Genomic DNA, 22914 nt, shown 5'->3' with positions numbered 1-22914 from the left:
AAGCCTGACGATGGCATCAGGCTTTTTGATTTGATGTTTAGTTAATAATTGCTTTTCCGAAATAAGGGCGAAGTACCTCTGGAATATGAATGCCTTCCGGAGCTTGGTTATTTTCCAGTAAGCAGGCCATAATTCTTGGCAATGCCAGAGAGCTGCCGTTGAGTGAGTGTGCCAGCTGCGCTTTGTTGCCACCGTCTTTAAAACGGATCTTCATGCGGTTTGTCTGGTACACTTCGAAATTGCTGACAGAGCTCACTTCCAGCCAGCGTTCCTGCGCGGCACTATATACCTCGAAATCGTAGGTAAGTGCGGATGTAAAGCTCATATCGCCACCGCAGAGGCGCAAAACACGGTATTGCAGGCCTAGCAGCTGCAGCAGGTGCTCTACGTGCGCTGCCATTTCTTCCAGCGTTTCGTAGCTTTTATCAGGATGCACGATTTGTACGATCTCCACTTTATCGAATTGGTGCAGGCGGTTCAAACCACGAACATCTTTACCGTAGGAACCAGCTTCACGACGGAAACACGGAGTATATGCCGTCATTTTAACCGGCAATTCCTGTTCACTGATGATTTCGTCGCGGAAAATATTCGTCAATGGAACTTCTGCCGTTGGAATCAAGTAGAAATTATCTGCTGTGGCATGATACATCTGACCCTCTTTATCTGGCAGCTGACCCGTGCCATAAGCCGAAGCCTCGTTTACCATATACGGCGGGTAATATTCCTTGTAGCCACCGTCGATATTATAGTTCAGGAAGAAACTAATCAAAGCACGCTGCAGACGTGCGCCCTGGTCAATATAAACCGGAAAACCAGAACCGGTGATTTTAGTACCGAGCTCAAAATCGATCAGTTTATATTTTGCAGTCAAATCCCAGTGCGGCAACTTTTGCGCGCTAAGATCCGGAGTAGATCCGCCTTGACGAACTACTTCATTTTCTTCCGGTGTTTTTCCGAAAGGCACACTGCTATGCGGCATATTTGGAATACGAACCAGCAGGTCATGCAATTCTGTTTCAATATCAGCGAGCTGCGCTGCGAGTAATTTAGTTTTATCGCGGTGATTGCTTACTTCTGCTTTCAGCGCTTCCGCTTCTTCTTTATTGCCTTTGGCCATTAACTGGCCTATATTTTTCGATGCACTATTGATCGATGCTGCAAGATTATCACTTTCCGACTGTAAATGGCGACGCTTTTCATCTACCGAGATGATTGTGTCAACGAGTTCCAGTTCTTTAAAATTCTTCTTCTTTAATCCGTCTACTATCAGTTCTTTGTTTTGCCTGAATAAATGTATTGGCAGCATAAAAATGGTTTAATCGCTACAAATATAACCAAATCGCTGATGTCTGGATGGGCAATGGTGAACGGTCAAAGGTGAATGGGGAAAACGTCAAAAGTCAAACGTCAATGCCGTAACCTGAGCCTGCGTAACACATCTGGCCTAACGTAACGCACGCGTTAAGAAATGCAGACAGCGTAAAGCTATTATGGCGGTTGGAAGGGTAAAGGTGTTCGGCATAGATTTGCCTGGCATTGCCATAGAAAAATAGTAGGTATTAGATTGCCACGTCGTAAAAGCGAAAAGAGGTCGCCTCACGACAACCTCTTCAAATCTGTTCGTAAACCTGCTTATAAATCAGTTATGGTTTAAGCGTCGGGCTTTTGACTTTTTAATTTTGACTTTTGAGTTGACTATGGCACTTCCACCACATTCAGGATCTCATTCAGGATTTGTTCGCTATTGATATTTTCTGCTTCTGCTTCGTAAGTAATACCAATTCTGTGACGCATTACATCGTGACAAACCGCACGAACATCTTCAGGAATCACATAGCCGCGGCGTTTGATAAACGCATAAGCTTTTGCAGCCAGCGCCAGACTGATACTTGCACGTGGCGATGCACCGTAGTTGATCAATGGTTTTAGCTTGTTCAGTTTATATTCTTCAGGGAAACGCGTTGCAAAAACGATGTCCAGAATGTACTGTTCAATTTTTTCATCCATATACACTTCGCGAACGAGCTGGCGCGCGCGGAGAATATCTTCCGGCGTTACTACCGGATTGATCTTCTGAGCCCCTTGCGGGTTCAGGTTTTGACGGATGATATGGCGCTCTTCCTCTTTCTTTGGATAAGAGATGACTACTTTCAGCATAAAGCGGTCTACCTGAGCTTCCGGCAGTTCATAAGTACCTTCCTGCTCAATTGGGTTTTGTGTGGCCAATACAAGAAATGGTTCATCCAGCTTGTAAGTAGTATCCCCAATGGTTACTTGCCTTTCCTGCATTGCCTCCAGCAAGGCGCTCTGTACTTTCGCCGGGGCGCGGTTGATTTCATCTGCAAGAATGAAGTTTGCGAAAATCGGACCTTTGCGCACAGCGAAAACGTGTTCCTGCGGATTGTACACCATAGTACCCAGTACATCGGCCGGCAGAAGATCCGGAGTGAACTGAATACGTGCAAAACGTGCGTGAATGGCAGAGGCCAGCGATTTAATAGCCAGTGTTTTTGCCAGACCGGGAACACCTTCCAGCAAAATATGACCATTTGCCAGCAGGCCGATCATCAGGCGTTCTACCATGTGTTTCTGTCCCACAATGGCCTTATTCAGCTCCATTTGCAGGAGATCGATAAAAGCACTTTGTTGGTGGATCCGTTCGTTTAATTCTCTGATATCGGTCGAAGAAGCATTGTGCTCCATGATTCTATGTTTTTAGGCTTCAAAAGTAAAAACTAAGCATTAATTGGAAACGATACAAACTTGGTTTTAACTTTTTTTAAAAACTTGAGGAGGTATGAAGGTGTAAAACCGTAATGTTGGCGTGTTATTAAACAAACTTCGCCATTTTACAACGAAACAACTTTACAGTAGAACAACTTAACAACCATTAACTTTGTTTGCATGGAAAATCTGGAACAACGCTGGAAAGAAGTTGAAAATAAACTACAGGAACGGTTTGAGAAAGTACCCGATATGGAAGGAATCCTGTTTTTAATAGGCATCAACGAATTGGGAAACCTGCCGCCCCGCAAATTCAGTAAAGAGCAGAAGCAAGACCTGATGCATATTGCAGTCTGTAAATTGCTTAGTCAGCTTGATTATTACGAACTGGAAGGGATCGATGCAGACGGCTGGCCACATTATACGGAATTGCAGCCGGTGCCCAAAATGGGAATGAAGGAGCAGGAAGAAGTATTGAAGGCCTGCATCATTCATTATTTTGAAGAAGCATAGTTTTCTGTTGCGCACTTTCGGTACAGCAATAAAAAAATCCCCGCTCAGATGAGCGGGGATTTTTATTTTATTCTGTAGTTGGATTATTTGATTACAGACAGACGTTCAGTAGTAGTACCGTTGTCAGTTACAAATTTCACGTTGTAAAGACCAGCAGCTACGTTAGCAGTGTTGATAGTTACAGTGTGTTCGCCAGTAGTCATATTTTGATCAGCGATGTTAGCGATAACACGGCCAGCAATATCTACCAGTTGGATGCTTACGTGAGATGCAGCAGCAAGAGTAATTTTTGCAGTTGCAACGTCAGTAGCAGGGTTAGGATAGATAGAGATACCAGAGATGCTATTGTTTACAGTAGGTACGTTAGTAGTAACGCCGCTGTGCAGGTTGATGTTGTCGATGTAACCGTTGTCACCGTAGCCAGTTTTAGCCAGGAAACGAACAAGTACACTGTTTTGACCCAGGAACGCAGATGGGATATTGAAACCATCATGAACATACTGAGAAGTAGAACTTGGAATGAATGCCTGATTGTTAGCGCCATTAGCCTGAGGTGCTGTTTTCAGATCATCACCACCTTTCCACCATGTAGTTGTCCAAGTAGTACCGCAGTCGCTAGACAATTGAACACCGATTGTGTCAGAGAAAGTTGTAGTACCCTGAGTGAAGGTAGTGTAAGCTCTGTCGAAATCGAAAGCTGCACCGCTTGTAGTCATGCTAGACAGGTCGAAGCTACCCATGTAAACTGGGTAAACAGAACCTACTGAAGAAGCTATTGAGAATGGGAATACCATTGCTCTTGTAGTTGTATCAGTTGTAGCATAGTAGCTCTGCCAGCCAATACCAGTCCATGCAGCAGGAAGTGTACCTAATGGAACTGTCTGGAAGTTTTGAACGAATGGAGTAGCAGCACCAGGAGCCAGCACGATATATCCGCCAGCGTTCAGTTCAGAGTTTGCGAGCTGAGTGGTTGGATATGTGTAGGCGTTTGACTGAGAAACAAACGCGTACAGCGCGTGCGTGCCAGTAGTAGTAGCAGTGTATGCAGGGATTGAAATTGTTGTTGTTGCATTTGGTGCCAGTGAACCAGTCCATGGAATAGACACTGCTGTAGCTGGATTATCCCAGTAGTATTTAATTGTTGCGCTAGTCAGTGTGTTGTTACCGCTGTTTTGCAGGGTGATTACAACGTTGTTGATGCTTGGAGTACATTGAACAGCTGCAGAGCTACCACCAGAGATATCGATGATGCTAGCGTAATCTGCAGGGTTACTGATCGCTGCTTGTTTTATAGAAACTGCAGTTTGGCTACCAGCGACTGCACCACTTGTGTGTGAGCCAGTAGTATCACCGTCGTTTTGGATGTAACCAACAACCGCCAGTTCGTGTTTGTTGTAGATATAAGAAGGGATAGCTTCTTTTACTACATAAGTTTGAGTTTGACCTACAGTCCATGTTTGTTGAATAGTAGGACCGTCGTTACCCCCCATCATTTTACGCATGGTGTTGTAGAAATCTTTTTCACCGTTGGTACCAGTTTGTTGCGCCAGGTGGATTTCTTTTTCAATCAGTGCCAGACGGAGGTGGAGTTGGTTGTTTACTGCACTTACAGGACCTGTACAGTTAATTACAGTAGTAACTGTGATGGAATCCTGAGTTGGATTCAGGGCGTGCGTCATTGTCATTGTGAACGGCGCATCACTTACTGCGTGCTGATCAATCATTGCCTGAGTCACATATGCAGGGTGGCCGTAGCTTCCTACACTTGGTGCTGCGATTTCAATACCGTCGCGACGAGCATAAGGTGCGAAAGGTACATTGTAAAAAGCCGCACGCGGCATGATGTATGCCTGAGCCTGGCCGTACAGAGACTGAGCATTTGGTGTAGTTGGAATAGGCACTTGGAATTTAACCGCGATAATTTTGCTTTTGTTAGCGTTCAGAAGCGCGTTCAAGCCAGGGTTTGTTGCTGCGCATGGGCCGCAAGTCTCGCCTGTAAACTCTTCAAGCAGCTGCATTCTTGGAGACTGTGCAAATACTGAACTTGCCAGTGCCAGCGAGGCGATTGAGAATAAAACTTTTTTCATTGTTTCTATTATTTTTTAGATTGACTAAAGGTTGCCGAAATTAACGAATATTTTAAATTAACAAAACGATTTCAAGACAAAATTGTCGTAAGGACTTATGTCCTTATCTTTGTGTCACAGTTCGGATAGGAAAATAGAATTGTTCGGGGTGCCTAATAAAGTACAGGCTGAGATCATACCCGCTGAACCTTGACCAGGTAATGCTGGTTAGGAAATAAAATTAATCAGCTCAAATCTCAAAAAGTACATCACTCGCATATATACGAACCCTTGCAATTTAGGGAAACATGATATTAAAAAATCATTACGGGGAAATTATTTTTTTTGAAAATCCCCGATGGTAATGGTTTTAGAGACGATGCACTTTCTGTAATGGCTTTTGATAGGCAGCCTGATATTTTTAGGTATTCATATAAAATATCATGTATAAAATTTTACTGCTAACAAGTGTCGGCATTTTGTGCGCTCCGGTCATATTTGCACAACAGGCAGACTCCAGTTTTTTATCTAAAACACAACAGCTCCAATCTGTGGATGTTCGTGGTTTGCGGGCCGGCAACGATGCGCCATTCGCCAAAACGGAAATCTCGGGCAAGGAATTGCAAAAAAACAATCTGGGACAGGATTTGCCATATTTGTTACAGTATACGCCGTCTGCGGTGACCACCTCTGATGCTGGTGCCGGTGTCGGTTATACTACTTTGAGAATTCGTGGTACGGATAATACCCGGATCAACGTAACGCTAAATGGTGTGCCAGTGAATGATGCAGAATCTCAGGGTGCATTCTTCGTAGATCTCCCTGATGTGGCTTCGTCTACAAGTTCTATACAAATCCAGCGCGGTGTAGGTTCTTCTACAAATGGTCCCGGTGCGTTTGGTGCCACCATGAGTTTAAGCACTATGGGACAGCGTGAAGAAGCAGGTGCGGAAGGCCATTTTAGTTATGGCTCTTTTAATACGCAGAAATATACAGTAAGTGCCGGAACGGGATTGTTATCTAACGGTCTGCAGTTTGATGTGCGATTGTCTAAAATAAGTTCCGACGGATATATCGACCGTTCTGCCAGTGATCTGAAGTCTTTGCAGATTCTCGCGGGCTGGAAAGCCAGTGAGAAAACATCGTTCCATTTTATGTTGCTTACTGGCAAGGAGAAGACAGGTCAGGCATGGAACGGTGTGCCGCAGGATTCGCTTGCTACAAACCGCACATACAACGAGCTCGGACAAAAGGCGGATGGTTCGTTCTATAACAATCAAACAGATAATTACCAGCAGGACTATTATCAATTTTTCGGAGATCATAAGTTTAATTCAGCGCTCACACTGCACGCGGGTTTATTCCTGACGCGCGGTCGTGGTTATTATGAAGAATATAAAACGGATCAGGCTTATGCTGATTATGGTTTGCCCGATTATATACCAGCACCAAATGATACCGTACATGCTACCGACATGATTCGTCAGCTATGGTTGGATAATTACTATTACGGTGGCTTGTTCTCGCTGATGTATGAAAAGAAAAACACGCAGATCACTTTTGGTGGCGTTTGGTCACAATATGAAGGAAAGAATTATGGCAATATTACCTGGGCACAATTCAACGTGCCGGACAACTACCAATGGTATACGCACGATGCACAAAAGAACGATCTTAACTTCTATCTCAAAGCCCAGCATACTTTCAGCGAAAAACTGATTGCATATGGTGAATTGCAATACCGCAACGTGGCTTATTTCATCAATGGTTTTCGGACCAATCCGGATTTGAAACCGGCGGTCAATTATAATTTCTTCAACCCGAAAGTTGGATTCACTTATTTGCTGCGCCAAACAACCACACAACGCCAGAAATTGTATCTCTCTTACGCGGTTGCCAATAAAGAACCAAATCAAAACGATTTTGAAGCTGCCGCCGCTAGCTTGCCTAAGCCAGAACATCTGTATGATCTGGAAGGCGGTTATGAAATCAATCAGGGTAAATGGACTGCTTCCGCCAACCTTTATTATATGAAGTACAAAGATCAACTCATCCTTACAGGAAAAATTAATGATGTAGGCGCTTATACCCGAACCAATGTTCCTGAAAGCTATCGTTCCGGTGTAGAATTGCAGGGTGCGTGGTTGCCTTTAAGTTGGCTGAAGCTTCATGGTAATGCAACCTTCTCCGAAAACAAGATCAAAGATTTTACAGAGTATATAGATAATTATGACGACGGCACGCAAACTGTCGTGAATCACGGTACCACAGATATCGCATTTTCACCGGCTACGATTGCCGCTGCAGGTGCAGGTTTTACGCCATTTCATAAAACAGATTTCGGTATCGATATTATGGGCAAATATGTGAGTCGTCAGTATCTCGACAATACAAGCAACGCAGCCCGCAGTATTGATCCGTATACTACTTGTGATGTTCGTTTGCATTATGGCATTAAACTTCGTCCGTTTAAAGAATTGAGTCTGACACTTGCTATCAATAATATTTTCAATAAAAAGTATGAAAGCAATGGCTATACTTATAGCTATATCTCTGGCGGCAGTCTCACAACGCAGAATTATTATTTTCCGCAGGCCGGTACTAACTGGCTTCTGGGGCTGAATATAAAATGGTAAATCCTTTATTAGGAGAAAGCGGCGAAGATTGAAATAAGACAATCTTCGCCGCTTTTATATTTTATTCACTTTTTGGCACATGATTTGCGCTTTGACAGGTATGGGTTATAAACATATCGGAAAACAAATCAGAGAAACGAGAAAAAGTAAACGCATCTCCCAAAAAGAAATGGCGGCCAAATTAAAAATCGATATCCGGAGTTATCGCCGCATTGAAGCCGGTGAGCGAAAAACCTGCGACCTGAACCAGATTATGCGTATTGCCCGGATATTGGAAATCTCTCATTTTCGCGTCTTCGGTGATATTAATATTCAGCTTTAGAGCGTGCGTGGACAAATTGGCAGTTTTTGCGGGTTCTTTTATTCTGGCTTAATGGATTGACAAACAGTATGTTTATGTTATGAATTAACTTTGCAGTATCTGTCAAAAAGGTATGGCAGGTAAATTGATGAATATACTGTAAGACAATTCATTAAAATGATCGGATATTATCTCATAGCGGGAATTATGTTTTTGGTAGGTATGGCCGTAAGCAGCCGCCTCAAAAGCAAATTCAGGGAATATGGCGAGATTCCGCTGGCAGCTGGATTAAGTGGCAAAGAAGTAGCAGAGAAAATGCTTCGTGACAATGGCATCTACGATGTGCAGGTGACATCTGCAGAAGGTTTTCTCAGTGACCACTATAATCCGATGGACAAAACCGTGAATCTGAGCCCGGACGTTTATGAAGGCAGAAGTATATCATCTGCCGCAGTTGCGGCGCATGAATGCGGTCACGCCGTACAGCACGCCACAGCCTACAGTATGTTGATGTTGCGCAGCCGTTTGGTGCCAATGGTGCAAGTCAGCAGTCAGTTGTCGCAATGGGTGATTCTTGCAGGACTTGGATTTCTGTTTGGTCGCGGCAATCAGTATATTTTGCTCGCAGGCATTGTTTTGTTTTCTATTTCTACATTGTTCTCACTGATTACATTGCCGGTAGAATATGATGCAAGTGCCCGCGCACTCAGATGGATGGAAACTTCGCATCTGACTACCAATTCGGAACATGACAAAGCTAAAGATGCATTGAAATGGGCGGCCAGAACCTATGTGGTAGCAGCAATTAGTTCATTAGCAACGCTTTTGTACTACATACTGATATTTATGAACAGAAGAGATGATTAATATCAAACTCTGTATTGTTATAAATCATAAACCGCATATCGCCAGACTTATTAATTTTAGAAAATTCATTGTAACAAAACTCAATTCAGGATGATTGTTGAACAGTTATATACTAATTGCCTCAGTGAGGCGGCTTACTTTATCGCCAGTGAAGGCGAAGCGGCAGTAATTGATCCGCTCCGTGATGTGGACGTTTATCTTAAAATGGCTGAGGAAAAAGGCGTAAAAATCAAATACATTTTCGAAACCCATTTTCACGCCGACTTTGTGAGCGGTCACCTGGAACTGGCAAGAAAAACCGGCGCGCCTATTATTTATGGTCCGCAGACGAATGCAAAATTTAATATCCGTCTGGCTACCGATGGCGAGGAATTTCCATTGGGCAAAGCCAAAATAAAAGCAATACATACACCGGGCCATACAGTGGAAAGCACCTGCTATTTATTGGAAGATGAAACCGGCGCACCTTATAGCATTTTTACCGGCGATACACTTTTCGTAGGCGATGTTGGCCGTCCGGATCTTTTTAGCGGAGATCTTTCTAAGGAAGATCTTGCCGGTATGATGTATGAATCGTTGCAAAATAAGATCAAAACATTACCTGATAACGTAATTGTATATCCGGCACATGGTCCTGGCTCTGCATGCGGTAAAAATCTTGGTTCGGAAACGTTTAGTACGATCGGTCAGCAGAAGCAATCGAATTACGCGTTACAGGAACAAACTAAAGAAGAATTCGTCAAAGCGGTTACCGAAGGACTTTCTGCACCACCTGCATATTTCCCGTTAAATGCGCGCATTAATAAAGAAGGATACGAAACTTTGGATGATGTAATGAGCGCGCTGGAAGCGCTGACGCCAGAAGAATTTAAAAAGGCTGCAGCGAACGGAGCATTGATTCTTGATACACGCCCTTCTACTGTATTCACAGAAGGTTTTGTTCCAGAATCGATCAGTATTGGTTTGGATGGTCGCTTCGCGGAATGGGCTGGTAGCCTGTTGCCTTTCGATCAGCCAATCATTCTGGTTACAGAAGCGGGTAAAGAAAAAGAAAGCGTAATCCGTTTGGCGCGTGTAGGCCTTGATAAAGTGATCGGTTACCTGGAAGGCGGTTATGCTGCATGGGTTGCTGCTGATGAAAGAATCGACATGATCATTGATATCGAACCGGAAGAGTTGGCTATGGATATTCCGCATGACAATAAACTGGAGGTAATCGATGTGCGTAAACCAGGTGAATTTAATGCCGGACACGTACAGGGCGCGGTAAATGTACCTTTAGACACGTTGGCTGATGTAACAAATATTGCAATGATAGACGGTGACGCGAATCTTTATATCCACTGTGCAGGCGGTTATCGTTCGGTAATTGCAGCTTCTTTGCTGAAAAGACAAGGATTCCATAACCTGCGCAACGTCTTGGGCGGTTTCGGTAAAATCAAAGCTGTGAAAGGAATGCCGATTGTGAATCCGGATCTGAAAAAAGTAAACTGATAAGGTTAACGATAGAAACTGTGAAAGCCTCGCCTAACAATGCTGTTGGTGCGAGGCTTTTTCTTTTTTGTTGGGTTGCTCCTCGCGGTGATGCGAGTGAAGTTTATGGTTAAAAATAAAAACGGTTGTTCGTAGGAACAACCGTTTTCTAATTGATTTTTGATTAAATCAGCGATCACAAAATCAGCCATCAGCCATTTATGAAACACTGATGCGACGAATATCCGCACCCAGTGCATTCAAGCGCTCGTCAATACGTTCATATCCGCGGTCAATCTGACTGATGTTTTGAATAATACTTTTGCCTTGAGCAGAGAGTGCCGCGATCAGCAAAGCCACACCAGCACGGATATCCGGAGATACCATGTTGATGCCGCGTAAAGGAACTTGTCTGTTTAAGCCGATAACCACTGCGCGGTGCGGATCACACAATACAATCTGTGCACCCATTTCAATTAGTTTATCGACGAAGAACAAACGGCTTTCAAACATCTTTTGATGCACGAGCACCGTACCTTTTGCCTGTGTTGCCATTACAAGAATAATGCTCAGCAGATCCGGCGTAAAGCCCGGCCACGGATGATCGTAGATAGTAAGAATAGATCCGTCAATGAATTTTTGTATTTGGTATTGTTCCTGCGCAGGAACAAAAATATCGTCGCCGCGAACTTCCAGCTGTACACCCAGACGCTGAAATGTTTCAGGAATAATGCCGAGATGCGCGATGTCGGTATTTTGTATCAGCAACTCACTTTGTGTCATCGCTGCCAGCCCGATAAACGAACCTACCTCAATCATATCAGCGAGCATAGTGTGTTCACAGCCTTTCAGCTGCGTTACACCTTCTACCACCAGCAGATTAGACCCGATACCGCTGATCTTTGCGCCCATTCGGTTGAGCATATGGCAAAGCTGCTGTACGTAAGGTTCACAGGCAGCATTGTAAATTGTAGTTACACCATCTGCCATAGAAGCCGCCATCAGAATATTGGCCGTACCCGTTACGGATGGCTCATCCATCAGCATATAATTGCCTTTCAGCGTTTCAGCATTCAGGTCAAAAAGGCTTTCTTCAGTATTGTAATGGAATTTAACGCCCAGTTTTTCAAACCCGCGAATATGTGTATCCAATCTGCGGCGTCCTATTTTGTCGCCACCAGGTTGCGGAATCTGTGCTTTGCGGAAACGTGCCAGCATCGGTCCGGCCAGCATTACAGCACCACGTAGTTTGCCTGATTTTTTCTTGAATACCGGACCCGAAAAGAAATCGGTGTCAATGGTCGTAGCCTGCAAGATTACTGTATTGGGTTTCGGGCGTTCTACACGAACACCTACATCCGCGAGCAGTTCAATCAGCAGATTGACATCAAGGATATCCGGAACATTGTGAAAGGTGACAGGCTGATCCGTGAGCAAAGCTGCACAAAGCACCTGCAACGCCTCGTTTTTAGCACCTTGTGGTTTTATGGATCCCGCAAGAGCGCGTCCACCGCGAATTTCAAAAGCATTCATGGAATTGGCTGCGGTTATTTGTTTTTGTTCTTATTGAATTTGCGGTTCTTGAAATTATTACCATAACCGCCGCCGCTATTGTTGTTATTATTGTTGTTGTTATTATTGTTATTGTTTCCGAAGTTGCGACCGCCCCCGCTGTTATTGTTGTTATTATTGTTGCGACCGCCAGAAGCGTTTTTAAAGTTGCGGTTATTATTGTTGTTGTTGTTATTACTGTTGTTATTGTTCCGCTTGAAATTGTTGGCCTGACGACCATCGAAGTGAACGCGGTAACCGCCGGTCTGGTATTGCAGATAGCCGTCTGTAACTTCAGCAAGTTCGTTTTTGATCATGTCGTCATGCACCGGTTCTTTATGCCAATTGGTATAGGCAAGCTTCATGTAGTAGCCGATTGCCTGTGTATAGCCCTGACGTTTTTCCGGATCTTGTTCAGCCATGGCTTTTTTCAGCAGGCTTTCCAGGTTGTGCCCCAAATGGCGGTGACGAATGTTGTCTCCCGGATAATCGAGCGGTTCTGGTTTTTTAAATAACTGTTCTGGAGTCGGAGCCGGATAAGGAGCGTCTACGTCCAGTCTGAAATCAGTCATCTGGTAAAGATGGTCCCAGAGCTTGTGTTTGTAATCTTCAATCGTTTTGAGATGAGGGTTGAGGGTTCCCATCAGTTCGATGATGGCTTCTGCGTTGCGCAGTCTGCGTCCGCGATCTTCAATCGTCAGCAGGTATTCTACCATTCGCTGAACGTTGCGCCCATATTCGGGCATCAGCATCTTAGTGCGCGATGTATTGTATTCCATGAAAAAGAAAAGTCAAAATAAAAAAACTTGTGGCGTACGCATCAAATTAAGTGAAATAATGCAGCAAATAGCAACGGAATATAAGGGTTGATTGCTGCCGAAACGCCTTCAAAGCAAATATAAGGGAAAAAATATCAAATCTGTTGTGAGTTGTCAATGGTCAGTTACGAGGGGTTAAAAACGTCCGCCAATTTCATTTTTATAGTATTCAAAACCAGGGAAACTCACAACTGACCATTGACGACCCACAAATCAACGATTTAACCTAGTTTTAGTATATGATTTACGAATTCAAAGGATTTATCCCAGTAGTTCATCCGTCTGCATTTGTGCATCCACAGGCGGCCGTGACCGGGAATGTCATTATAGGGAAAGACGTTTACATTGGGCCTGGTGCCGCATTGCGTGGCGATTGGGGGGGCATTGTGATCGAAGACGGCTGTAATGTTCAGGAAAATTGCACAATTCATATGTTTCCCGGTGTTACTGTTCTCCTGAAAGAAAGCGCGCATATTGGCCATGGAGCTATCATTCACGGTGGCGTTATTGGCCGGAATGTAATGGTTGGCATGAATGCCGTGGTGATGGACGAAGTAGAAATTGGCGATGAATGCATCATTGGCGCGTTGAGCTTTATCAACGCGGGCAGCAAAATTCCTCCGAGATCCTTGGTAGTAGGTAATCCAGGTAAAATCATCAAGGAAGTTTCTGACGAGATGATTGCGTGGAAAACCAAAGGGACGAAATTGTATCAGATGTTGCCGAAAGATTGCTATGAAACATTACGCGCCGTAGAACCATTGCGGGAAATGCCTGCCGACCGGCCTGCCCAGGAATCGCTTTATGATACCTGGAATAAAATCAAAAACGAAGGTTAACCGCTGACGGCTGATATTGTCTTGAGTGGAGTACAAGATTAATAGCTGATATGCGAAGAACTAATCAGTCATCAATCATCATTAAATAAAAAGACCATGCTGAAAAGCATGGTCTTTTTATTTTTAACAACGCTTAAAACTAAGCTTCGTCAGAATTTACTAAATCATTAACGAACTGAGCTACAGAAGCAATGCGGCTGTGGTTCAGGCTGTAGTGAATAAATTTACCATCGCGTTCTGTACGAACGATATTCGCACGACGGAGGATAGCAAGATGTTGAGAAGCTACTGATTGCTCCAGACGCAGTTTTACGTAGATATCAGTTACGTTCATGCGTTTGTTTTCTTCCAGCAATTTTACAATTTGCTGGCGCAATTTGTGATTAATAGCGCGCAGAGTCATAGCTGCACTTTTCACAGCCATGTAATCCAGTTTGATCTGCTCGTTGGAACCTTCGTCTTTACGAATTACCAATGTGTTTCCTGACATTGTAGTTTCCATCTACTTAATAAATTTTTCAGAGGTTAATTAATAAATATTTTATTGCTTTAGTGGGGCACATCAGAGATAGATATCATCGATATGACACTGCAAATATACGCAATGTGGAGATATGAAAAGGCTTTCTATAGATAAACGTTGTTAATCCAGCGTTAAAAAACAAATATATCCTGTTTGCGATATCTGACACCTAATTGTTTTTCAACGGTTTATTTATGAATACTTGCTTCAGATAAAAAGGTTCGGCGCTGGACAAAGTGACAAATTTTTGACATTTATATGCGTCAAAACTCTTTTTTGCCCAAAATTCTGCGTCAATCGATTCATTATCAATGTAATTTCCAGAATGCATGTATGTACTGTTAATCGATTTTGCTGATAACCTGCCAGTTATATAAGCATTATCGCTATTTGATTCCATTACGCTTAATAAATCTTCTTCTGTGATATGGGTCGGCGCTGTTTTGATATTAAAATTGCCATCATAAGATGCGAAAAAGTACTCATTCTCACGGGCTACCAACGCTGTTATAATTAAATCTATATGTTTCCCTTCTCTTTTCAATTGTTCAAAAAACTGATAGGCGAGCAGCGTAAGTCTGTTTTCCAGCATCAAAGGAATGTCGTAAGCATAACAGTAACCTTTGGCAGTAGCCAGACCAATGCGCAAGCCTGTATAAGAGCCGGGACCGGCGCAAACGCTGATTGCAGATAGTTGTTGAATGCCGATGTCTGCTGCCTGTAAAATACGTTCCACCATTAGATTGATGCTGGCTGCGTGATCGCGGGCGTTGGCATTTCGTTCCGTGAAAAGAATTTTTCCATCCTCAGAGAGCGCAATGGTGCCTTCATTGCCTGAGGTGTCGATGTGAAGAATGTAACTCATGGATTTTGCAAAAGTACGATATGCTATTTTTGTAAGCATGGAAAAGAAAATCATACGCACCGATAACGCTCCGGCTCCAATTGGGCCATATAACCAGGCTGTTCAATTTGGTAATATGCTGTTCGTTTCGGGACAGATAGCACTTGACGCTGTTTCTGGTGAACTCATTCAAGGCGATATTCAGACGGAAACGAAAAAAGTAATGGAAAATCTGAAGGCTATCCTCACGGAGGCCGGCATGGATTTCTCCAATGTGCTGAAATCAACCATTTTTCTAATGGACATGGGCCAGTTTGCGCAGGTAAATGAAGTGTATGGCAGCTACTTCGGTGAAGATGCTCCTGCTCGCGAAACAGTTCAGGTAGCAGGTTTGCCAAAAGGTGTAAAAGTGGAGATTTCTGTGGTAGCAGCTAAGTAATCTGGCAATTAACAAATTCGGCAATTTTATAAGCTGGAAAGTTCTCTTCGGGGAACTTTCCATTTTTATAGGTAAGATAATTTTAACCGTTACCTAATGATTTTTAGGTAATTTTGCCGCGAAATTAACCACCTTATTTTTCAAAAAATATAGACCTATGCGTTTCTTCAAAACCCTCTTTTTGCTGTTTGCAGCCTCGTTTCTTGTAAATTTCAATGGTAAGGCTCAGTCGTTTACTACTCAGGCAGATACTGTATTTGGGACATTGCCCTGCAACGGTACGACTATCAATTTTGATAACCCGATTACTGTGACGTCTCCTATTCCTGTTAGGATAGCCTGGCATGTTACAGCTACTGATTTTCCAAGCGACTGGGCGTCGAATGCAGGAATTGGTGATAATGTCGCGGTTTATGGCGGAAACACGCTTTCGAATGGGATTATCAGATACACAGACCCCTCGTCCACTTCTATCCTTTTTTGGTTGCAGATGTATGGCGGTGGTACTACGACTAACGGAACATTTTATGTAAGGTGTCAACTGACTGATACGGCAACATCTTATTCGAAATATGTCGTGTTCGTAATAACGAAATATGCTGGCCTCGCCAATGCGGGTACGATTTCTGGTCCTTCGTCGGTGTGCCAGCAATCAGCGATAACGCTTACTAATACCACCGCTTCTAATGGTGCAAATGGTACCTGGAGTGCAACAAACGGAAATGCGGCCCTGACTCCCAGCGGTAATACAGTAACGGTTACGGGCGTTTCAGCTGGGCTCGATACAATTAAGTACATGCTTTATGGTTGTGATACAGCTGTCACTACTAAAATTATTACGGTAAATCCATTGGCTAACGCAGGTACTATCAGCGGTCCGTCTTCGGTATGTCCGACGTCAACAATAACGCTGACAAATACCGCAACTGGTGGTACATGGAGTGCAGCGAACGGAAATGTAACGTTAGCTCCAAATGGCGATACGGTTGTAGTTACCGGCGTTACTGCGGGAGTTGATACGATTATGTATACCGTATCAGGTTGTGGCGATACTGTTGCCACGAAAGTTATTACCGTGAATCCCGCGGCTAATGCAGGAACTATTTCCGGCGGCTCAAAAGTATGTATCGGCTCCACATTAACGCTGAGTACTACTGTAGCCGGTGGAACCTGGAGCGCTACCAATTCAAGCGCTTCAGTGTCTGGTGGTATTGTTACAGGAAATCAAGTCGGAATTGATACTATATTATACACCGTTACTAATTCCTGCGGAACTGCAGTTGCAGTAAAAGCGATTACTGTTAATCCTTTGCCGAGTACGCCGGTCATTACAATGATCGGAAATGGGTTGACTACCACTGTTGGTTACGATACTTATCAATGGTTAATAGGAACACTTCCTATCTCGGGTGCTACCAATGCCGTATTTACACCAACATCAAACGGCACTTATGCGGTAACGGTTTCAGACACTAATGGCTGCTCAGCAACTTCTGCCGGGTTTAATTATGGCGGTGGAACCGACATTCAGAATGTAAATGCTTTGACCTCTGGTTTTGATATTTATCCTAATCCTGCGACCGATATCTTAAATATTAATGCAGGTACGTCTGTTGAAAGTATTGGTATATACAATGTGGTTGGAAAATGTGTTTACAAAACCGGTGCTTACAATGCCGGAAAAATCCAGCTTAATATCTCTGAATTACCTGCCGGCCTCTATCTGATCAAAGTAAATGAAGCTGCTGTGCAAAGATTCTCTGTTATTCGATAAATCAATTTGGCAATTGGTTAGCAGTTATTCGGTTAAATAATTAAACGGTTAATTCAGTCGCCATTATACGCTTAAATAGAAATGGGATGAAGCATTGCTTCATCCCATTTCTATTTATAAACATTTCATTGTCGAATCGTCGAATTGACTAATTGGCGAATTAACCCTTCTTCGCTTCTTTCGCCCAGGTATCTTTCAGTCCTACTGTTTTGTTGAAGACCAGTTTTTCGCTGGTGCTATCGAGGTCAGTTGCGAAATAACCTTTACGCAGGAATTGGAAACGATCACCCGGTTTGGTATTTGCCAGTGCCGGTTCAATATAAACCGTGGACAGAACTTCTACCGAATTCGGGTTGATGTATTCTTTAAAATCACCTTCTTCGCTGGATGGATCTTCTACTTTAAACAGACGATCGTACAAACGTACTTCTGCAACTTTTGCATGTGGAACGCTCACCCAGTGAATGGTGCCTTTTACATTGATGCCGCTCGTATCGTTACCGCTTTTGCTTTCCGGCAGATAGCTACAGTGAATTTCTGTGATGTTGCCGTTTTCGTCTTTTTTGAAGTCGTCACATTTAATGATGTAAGCACCTTTCAAACGAACCATCAGGCCGGGGCCGAGGCGGAAGAATTTCTTCGCCGGGTTTTCCATGAAGTCCTCACGTTCAATCCACATTTCTCGGCTGAACGGAACGATGCGTGTGCCGCCATTTGGATCCTCCGGATTATTGTCCAGTTCCAGCTCTTCAGTTTGGCCTTCCGGATAATTGGTTAAAACCAGTTTCACTGGATCGAGGACTGCCATTACACGATTCGCTGATTTATTCAGGCTTTCGCGTACACAGAATTCCAACAGGCCAACGTCGATCATATTTTCACGTTTTGCGACGCCGATTGTTTCGCAGAATTGACGGATGGCATCGGCTGTATAACCTCTGCGGCGCATACCGCTGATTGTTGGCATCCGGGGATCGTTCCATCCGGTAACCTGACCTTCGTTTACCAATTGCAGCAGCTTGCGTTTGCTCATAACCGTATAAGTCATGTTGAGGCGCGCAAATTCATACTGATGCGATGGATAAATTTCCAGTTGTTCGATAAACCAATCATATAAAGGACGGTGGTGAATAAACTCCAGCGTACAGATTGAATGCGTAATTTTTTCAATGCTATCCGACTGACCGTGTGCAAAATCATACATCGGATAGATGCACCATTTGTCACCAGTACGGTGGTGATGCGCATGTTTGATGCGGTAGATTACTGGATCGCGCAGCAGCAGATTAGGATGCGCCATATCCACTTTAGCACGAAGCACTTTTTCGCCGTCTTTGTATTTGCCGTCCTTCATTTCTTCAAACAGGCGCAGGTTTTCATCCACATTGCGGTCGCGGTACGGACTGTTTTTACCTGGCTCGAAAGTAGAACCCTTTGTTGCAGCGATTTCTTCACTGGTGCTGTCATCTACATAAGCCAGCCCTTTTTGGATAAGCTGAGTCGCAAAAGCGTATAACTGGTCAAAATAATTAGAAGCATACAGTTCGTTGGCCCACTGAAAGCCCAGCCATTTCACGTCTTCTTTGATACTTTCTACGTATTCGGTTTCTTCAGTAGAAGGGTTGGTATCGTCAAAACGGAGGTTACACTGGCCGTTGTACTTTTTTGCAAGTCCGAAATTGAGGCATATCGATTTTGCGTGTCCGATATGCAAATAGCCGTTTGGCTCAGGAGGAAAACGGGTTTGAACGCGTCCGCCGGTTGTTCCTTCTGCCAGATCTTTTTCAATGATCTCTTCAATAAAATTGAGTGATTTCTCTTCAGTCATAGTCCGTCTTTTGCAAGGTGAACAAAGGTAATGTTTTGTTGGATGAATGGCTGCGTTAACAACTCGTAAAGAAATATTGGCACGGGAATTGGATTACGAGGCGTGAATAAAATTCTTTTTATGAAAGCATTTATCTTTTCATGTGCATTGTTGGCCGGCTCTTTAAGCGCATTGGCTGGAAATGAAATCGTTGTAGAACAGGGGACCAAACAAATGGTAAATGGTATCGGCGATCATGTCGAAGTCTGTTACGCCTTTGCCAAAGGTGATAAGATCATCGTGGAGGCTTCGTCTTCTAAGAAGCTGGATAAAATGGTCGCAATTTTTTATCCGGATATAATAGAAGTGGGGAGGGTTAAAAGCGCTAAAAAAGTGAGTTGTCAGTTTGTGATGCCTAAAGAAGGCGTTGTGGTGATCCGGTTTGTGGCCGATCGTGGCGGAAAAACAAATGTGGATTATACCATTCATCGTGAACCCGCAAATGATGGCGTAAAAAATTATGATACGAAGGTTGTTTGGCTGAATACGCTGGACGGAGCTTTTCCGGTGGCGGCGAATAGCCTGAGATAAAAATACCTCTGGCCGGGAATAATAGGAAGGTGGCGAAATTCATGATTTTGCTGCCTTTTTTATTGTTTTAAAATTGCAATTCTCGAATAAGACGACGGGTTGTTTCCAAAGAAGAAACTTTAAATTGTTACTTTTACCCGCCTTTTTAAAGAATATATGTCTGATAATTTGAGTCGCCCGGTAAGGGTATTGGTTGCCAAAGTAGGGCTCGACGGTCATGATCGCGGAGCCAAAGTAATTGCTACAGCGTTGCGGGACGCGGGTATGGAAGTCATTTATACCGGCTTGCGCCAGACGCCGGAAATGGTGGTAAATACAGCATTGCAGGAAGACGTTGATGCGATTGGTATCAGCATCCTGAGTGGTGCGCATATGACGGTATTTCCGAAAGTGATGCAGCTGATGAAGGAGAAAGGGTTGGAAAATGTACTGCTGACTGGCGGCGGCATTATTCCGGAAGAAGATATGAAAGAGCTGACAGGTATGGGCGTAGGGCAGATGTTTGCTCCGGGCGCGTCTACCGCAGATATCGCAAATTATATCAGAGGCTGGGTGCTCGAGCATCGTGCTGATCTGTTCTAAACTATATTACTAACACATTATTTTTTACCATGTACCAAACATTGCTTACCGATCTTCAGGAAGGTATCCTGACAATTACCATCAACCGTCCTGATAAAATGAACGCGTTGAATAAAGACGTGGTTGCGGAACTGGGTCAAGTGCTGGAAGAAGTTTATAACAATAATGATATTAAATCTGTGCTCCTGACCGGTGCTGGTGAAAAGGCATTTGTAGCGGGAGCGGATATTTCCGAGTTTACGGCACTCGATGCTGCCGGTGGCGCAGCGCTGGCGCAGAAAGGTGCAGATCTGGTTTTCAACAAAATCGAAAACTGTCCAAAGCCGGTAATTGCTGCAGTTAATGGTTTTTCTCTTGGCGGCGGTTGCGAACTCGCAATGAGTTGTCATTTCCGCACGGCAAGCGAAAATGCAAAATTTGGTCAGCCGGAAGTGAACCTCGGCCTGATTCCAGGTTATGGCGGTACGCAACGTTTGACGCAGTTAATCGGTAAAGGCAAGGCGATGGAGCTGATGATTACCGCTGATATGGTAGGCGCGGACGAAGCCAAAGCACTCGGTTTGGTCAATCACGTATTTCCATTGGCAGACCTTATTGGAGAAACGCGCAAAATCCTTTTGAAGATTCAGACAAAGGCGCCCGTGGCCGTTGCCAAAGCGATTGCCTGTGTGAATGATGCTGCAAAAGGTAATCAGGATGGTTTCGCCAATGAGATCAAACGTTTTGGTGAGTGCTTCGCTACAGAAGATATGAAAGAAGGTGCAACAGCATTCCTTGAAAAAAGAAAAGCGGTATTTGCCGGGAAATAATAAGGTTTATTTCTGTTAAACTCCCTGTAAAATAAATTCTTTAACATCTTTACAAGGAATTAGATTTTTTATATCTTGTACGCTAAAATCTCTGTACATGCGAAATAGAATGCTCCGCGGCATTTTGGCTTTAGGTTTCAGTATTGCAGCATTTACCCAGGTAAAGGCCCAGTCGCCACAGGAAATGATCGAACCAAGAGGATTTTCTATTGGGACTAATTTCGGGTTGTCTGATATGTGGGGAGATGTAGGAACCAAGTCTATCGTAGATCACTATAATAACGACAAATACTGGAAGAAGCCGATGTTCATGGGCGGTCTTTACGTTCGTTACACTATCCACCCTGCTGTTGCATTACGCATGGGTGTAAACTATGGAACACTCTACGCTACTGACCAGTGGAATGAACATGCTTCTAACAAGGCAACTGATGTTTCTAACGATGCTTATCAACGTTACACCCGCAACCAGGATGCTAAAACCAATGTTTGGGAAGGCAATTTGCTCGTTGAGATCAATCCGTTTCGTTTCAACGTAGAGAGCGGTCTTGCAAAGAAAAGATTCCAACCTTATTTATTGGCCGGTATCGGTGCATTTCACTATCGTACATTTAGCTCAGATATCGATCGCGTAACCCGCGAATCTAAGTGGGTAGACATTACCGATCTTCATGTAGAAGGTCAGGGATGGAAATTCGATGGCGCACCGAAAGTTTCCAGTCCATGGCAAATGTCTGTGCCTTTGGGTGCGGGCGTTCGTTGGGATATCGGCAATCAGCTCGGCCTCGGTATCGAATATATGTGGCGTCTTACTTTCACCGATTATCTTGATGGTGTAAGTGACCGTTATATTGATCCAAGTCTTTATGCACAAAACCTGCCTGCTGATAAAGCAGTGCTGGCTTCGGAAATTGCAGATAAAAGCTGGGCAATTAAAGATCCAAACTATAAGCACCAACCAGGGGACCTTCGTGGTAACAAAGGAAACAACGATAGTTATTCAACCATCTCCATCACCTTTTTCTACAAAATTAAAAAGCGTACGATGGCTTGGTGGCATTAATTCGAATGATATTACTTATTTTAGGAGCGGTATGTCATGCATGCCGCTTTATTTTTTATAGTACACTATCATTTAATAATTAAGAAATTATAATTATATTATAATTATGTTTGCTTACCTGGAAGGAGATTTGACGCATAAATCGCCATCACTACTTTATCTTTTGGCGGGGGGAATTGGTTATGAGGTAAATATTACGCTGCAGACATTCAGCAAAATCCAGCATCTGGAAAAATGTCGTTTATATACGCATTTACAGATCCGGGAAGACGCGTGGGTACTGTACGGTTTTGCTGATGAGCAGGAACGTACCACTTTCCGTTTGCTCCTCGGCATTAGTGGTGTGGGCGCTGCTACTGCCAGAATTATCCTTTCATCGCTGACGCCGGAAGAATTGGAAAGAGCCGTAGCGCAGGAAGATTCCATCGCATTGGAACGTGTGAAAGGTATTGGCGCCAAAACTGCCCAGCGGATTATTTTAGAATTGAAAGGCAAGCTGTTCAATAAGAAAAATACAGGAACGATATCACTACCGGTACACAATACAACCACCGAAGATGCGTTAATTGCTTTGGTGAATTTGGGTATTGCGAGAACTGCTGCCGAAACAGCTATCCGGAAAATCAAAGACGCCGCTACACTTAGTGTTGAAGAATTGATTAAACAGGCATTGCGTGCCTTGTAAAACGCT

The 22914-nt window shown here is 43.7% G+C and carries 21 protein-coding genes; 13 read left to right on the top strand and 8 right to left on the bottom strand.

What is annotated here, in order from left to right; translation table 11 throughout:
• Positions 1–37: 37 nt before the first annotated feature.
• Together serS and DN068_RS09710 are read right to left on the bottom strand one after the other, a co-directional pair.
• Positions 38–1309 (bottom strand): serine--tRNA ligase, encoded by a 1272-nt coding sequence (serS, locus tag DN068_RS09715; RefSeq protein ID WP_110998716.1) that lies wholly within the window; start codon positions 1307–1309, stop codon positions 38–40.
• Positions 1310–1698: 389 nt separating this feature from the next.
• A complete protein-coding gene (locus tag DN068_RS09710) occupies positions 1699–2706 on the bottom strand; it encodes an AAA family ATPase (protein WP_110998715.1) in 1008 nt (335 codons plus the stop codon).
• Positions 2707–2907: 201 nt separating this feature from the next.
• On the opposite strand from DN068_RS09710, the gene DN068_RS09705 reads away from it, so the two are divergent.
• Complete coding sequence (locus tag DN068_RS09705) at positions 2908–3240, top strand: hypothetical protein (protein WP_110998714.1); 333 nt, start codon at positions 2908–2910, stop codon at positions 3238–3240.
• A gap of 83 nt (positions 3241–3323) precedes the next feature.
• On the opposite strand, the gene DN068_RS09700 is transcribed toward DN068_RS09705, so the two are convergent.
• Positions 3324–5327 (bottom strand): T9SS type A sorting domain-containing protein, encoded by a 2004-nt coding sequence (locus tag DN068_RS09700; RefSeq protein WP_110998713.1) that lies wholly within the window; start codon positions 5325–5327, stop codon positions 3324–3326.
• Positions 5328–5749: 422 nt separating this feature from the next.
• Here DN068_RS09700 and DN068_RS09695 point away from each other — a divergent pair, with 422 nt between their 5' ends.
• The 4 genes from DN068_RS09695 (at position 5750) to DN068_RS09680 (ending at position 10604) form a co-directional block, all read left to right on the top strand.
• A complete protein-coding gene (locus tag DN068_RS09695; protein WP_110998712.1) occupies positions 5750–7942 on the top strand; it encodes a TonB-dependent receptor in 2193 nt (730 codons plus the stop codon).
• 79 nt (positions 7943–8021) lie between these two features.
• A complete protein-coding gene (locus DN068_RS22505) occupies positions 8022–8264 on the top strand; it encodes a helix-turn-helix domain-containing protein (RefSeq protein WP_110998711.1) in 243 nt (80 codons plus the stop codon).
• Between the two features lie 156 nt (positions 8265–8420).
• Positions 8421–9110: a zinc metallopeptidase gene (locus DN068_RS09685; RefSeq protein ID WP_207798892.1), complete on the top strand. Its 690-nt coding sequence runs from the start codon at positions 8421–8423 to the stop codon at positions 9108–9110.
• A gap of 90 nt (positions 9111–9200) precedes the next feature.
• Entirely contained in the window at positions 9201–10604 is a 1404-nt protein-coding gene (locus DN068_RS09680; RefSeq protein WP_110998710.1) for an MBL fold metallo-hydrolase, read from the top strand.
• Between the two features lie 198 nt (positions 10605–10802).
• On the opposite strand, the gene murA is transcribed toward DN068_RS09680, so the two are convergent.
• On the bottom strand, positions 10803–12116 hold the full coding sequence (gene murA / locus DN068_RS09675) for a UDP-N-acetylglucosamine 1-carboxyvinyltransferase (RefSeq protein WP_110998709.1): 1314 nt from the start codon (positions 12114–12116) through the stop codon (positions 10803–10805).
• A gap of 14 nt (positions 12117–12130) precedes the next feature.
• A complete protein-coding gene (locus tag DN068_RS09670; RefSeq protein ID WP_110998708.1) occupies positions 12131–12913 on the bottom strand; it encodes a DUF4290 domain-containing protein in 783 nt (260 codons plus the stop codon).
• A 278-nt stretch (positions 12914–13191) separates the two neighbouring features.
• On the opposite strand from DN068_RS09670, the gene DN068_RS09665 reads away from it, so the two are divergent.
• Positions 13192–13791: an acyltransferase gene (locus DN068_RS09665; protein WP_110998707.1), complete on the top strand. Its 600-nt coding sequence runs from the start codon at positions 13192–13194 to the stop codon at positions 13789–13791.
• A gap of 139 nt (positions 13792–13930) precedes the next feature.
• On the opposite strand, the gene DN068_RS09660 is transcribed toward DN068_RS09665, so the two are convergent.
• Positions 13931–14293 carry an ArsR/SmtB family transcription factor gene (locus tag DN068_RS09660; RefSeq protein WP_110998706.1) on the bottom strand — a complete coding sequence of 121 codons (363 nt, stop codon included), beginning with the start codon at positions 14291–14293 and terminating at the stop codon, positions 13931–13933.
• Between the two features lie 190 nt (positions 14294–14483).
• On the bottom strand, positions 14484–15179 hold the full coding sequence (gene tsaB, locus DN068_RS09655; protein WP_165836340.1) for a tRNA (adenosine(37)-N6)-threonylcarbamoyltransferase complex dimerization subunit type 1 TsaB: 696 nt from the start codon (positions 15177–15179) through the stop codon (positions 14484–14486).
• Here tsaB and DN068_RS09650 point away from each other — a divergent pair.
• Together DN068_RS09650 and DN068_RS09645 are read left to right on the top strand one after the other, a co-directional pair.
• Complete coding sequence (locus DN068_RS09650) at positions 15178–15597, top strand: RidA family protein (RefSeq protein WP_243630191.1); 420 nt, start codon at positions 15178–15180, stop codon at positions 15595–15597. The two genes, tsaB and DN068_RS09650, sit on opposite strands and share 2 nt — an antisense overlap.
• A gap of 157 nt (positions 15598–15754) precedes the next feature.
• On the top strand, positions 15755–17371 hold the full coding sequence (locus tag DN068_RS09645) for a T9SS type A sorting domain-containing protein (protein ID WP_110998703.1): 1617 nt from the start codon (positions 15755–15757) through the stop codon (positions 17369–17371).
• 160 nt (positions 17372–17531) lie between these two features.
• On the opposite strand, the gene DN068_RS09640 is transcribed toward DN068_RS09645, so the two are convergent.
• A complete protein-coding gene (locus tag DN068_RS09640; protein ID WP_110998702.1) occupies positions 17532–19199 on the bottom strand; it encodes a glutamine--tRNA ligase/YqeY domain fusion protein in 1668 nt (555 codons plus the stop codon).
• Positions 19200–19319: 120 nt separating this feature from the next.
• Here DN068_RS09640 and DN068_RS09635 point away from each other — a divergent pair, with 120 nt between their 5' ends.
• The 5 genes from DN068_RS09635 to ruvA all read left to right on the top strand — a co-directional run bounded on the left by DN068_RS09635 (position 19320) and on the right by ruvA (position 22908).
• On the top strand, positions 19320–19769 hold the full coding sequence (locus DN068_RS09635) for a hypothetical protein (RefSeq protein ID WP_110998701.1): 450 nt from the start codon (positions 19320–19322) through the stop codon (positions 19767–19769).
• A gap of 156 nt (positions 19770–19925) precedes the next feature.
• Positions 19926–20351 (top strand): cobalamin B12-binding domain-containing protein, encoded by a 426-nt coding sequence (locus DN068_RS09630; RefSeq protein WP_110998700.1) that lies wholly within the window; start codon positions 19926–19928, stop codon positions 20349–20351.
• 29 nt (positions 20352–20380) lie between these two features.
• Positions 20381–21160, top strand: coding sequence for an enoyl-CoA hydratase/isomerase family protein (locus DN068_RS09625; protein WP_110998699.1), 780 nt, complete (start codon positions 20381–20383; stop codon positions 21158–21160).
• Positions 21161–21257: 97 nt separating this feature from the next.
• Positions 21258–22223, top strand: a complete 966-nt coding sequence (locus DN068_RS09620) for an outer membrane beta-barrel protein (protein WP_110998698.1) — start codon at positions 21258–21260, stop codon at positions 22221–22223.
• A gap of 106 nt (positions 22224–22329) precedes the next feature.
• Positions 22330–22908 (top strand): Holliday junction branch migration protein RuvA, encoded by a 579-nt coding sequence (gene ruvA, locus DN068_RS09615; RefSeq protein WP_110998697.1) that lies wholly within the window; start codon positions 22330–22332, stop codon positions 22906–22908.
• The last annotated feature ends 6 nt before the right edge of the window (positions 22909–22914 follow it).

The organism is Taibaiella soli (assembly GCF_003236175.1).
Classification (GTDB): Bacteria; Bacteroidota; Bacteroidia; order Chitinophagales; family Chitinophagaceae; genus QKTW01.
This window is presented reverse-complemented; position numbering and strand designations above follow the sequence as displayed.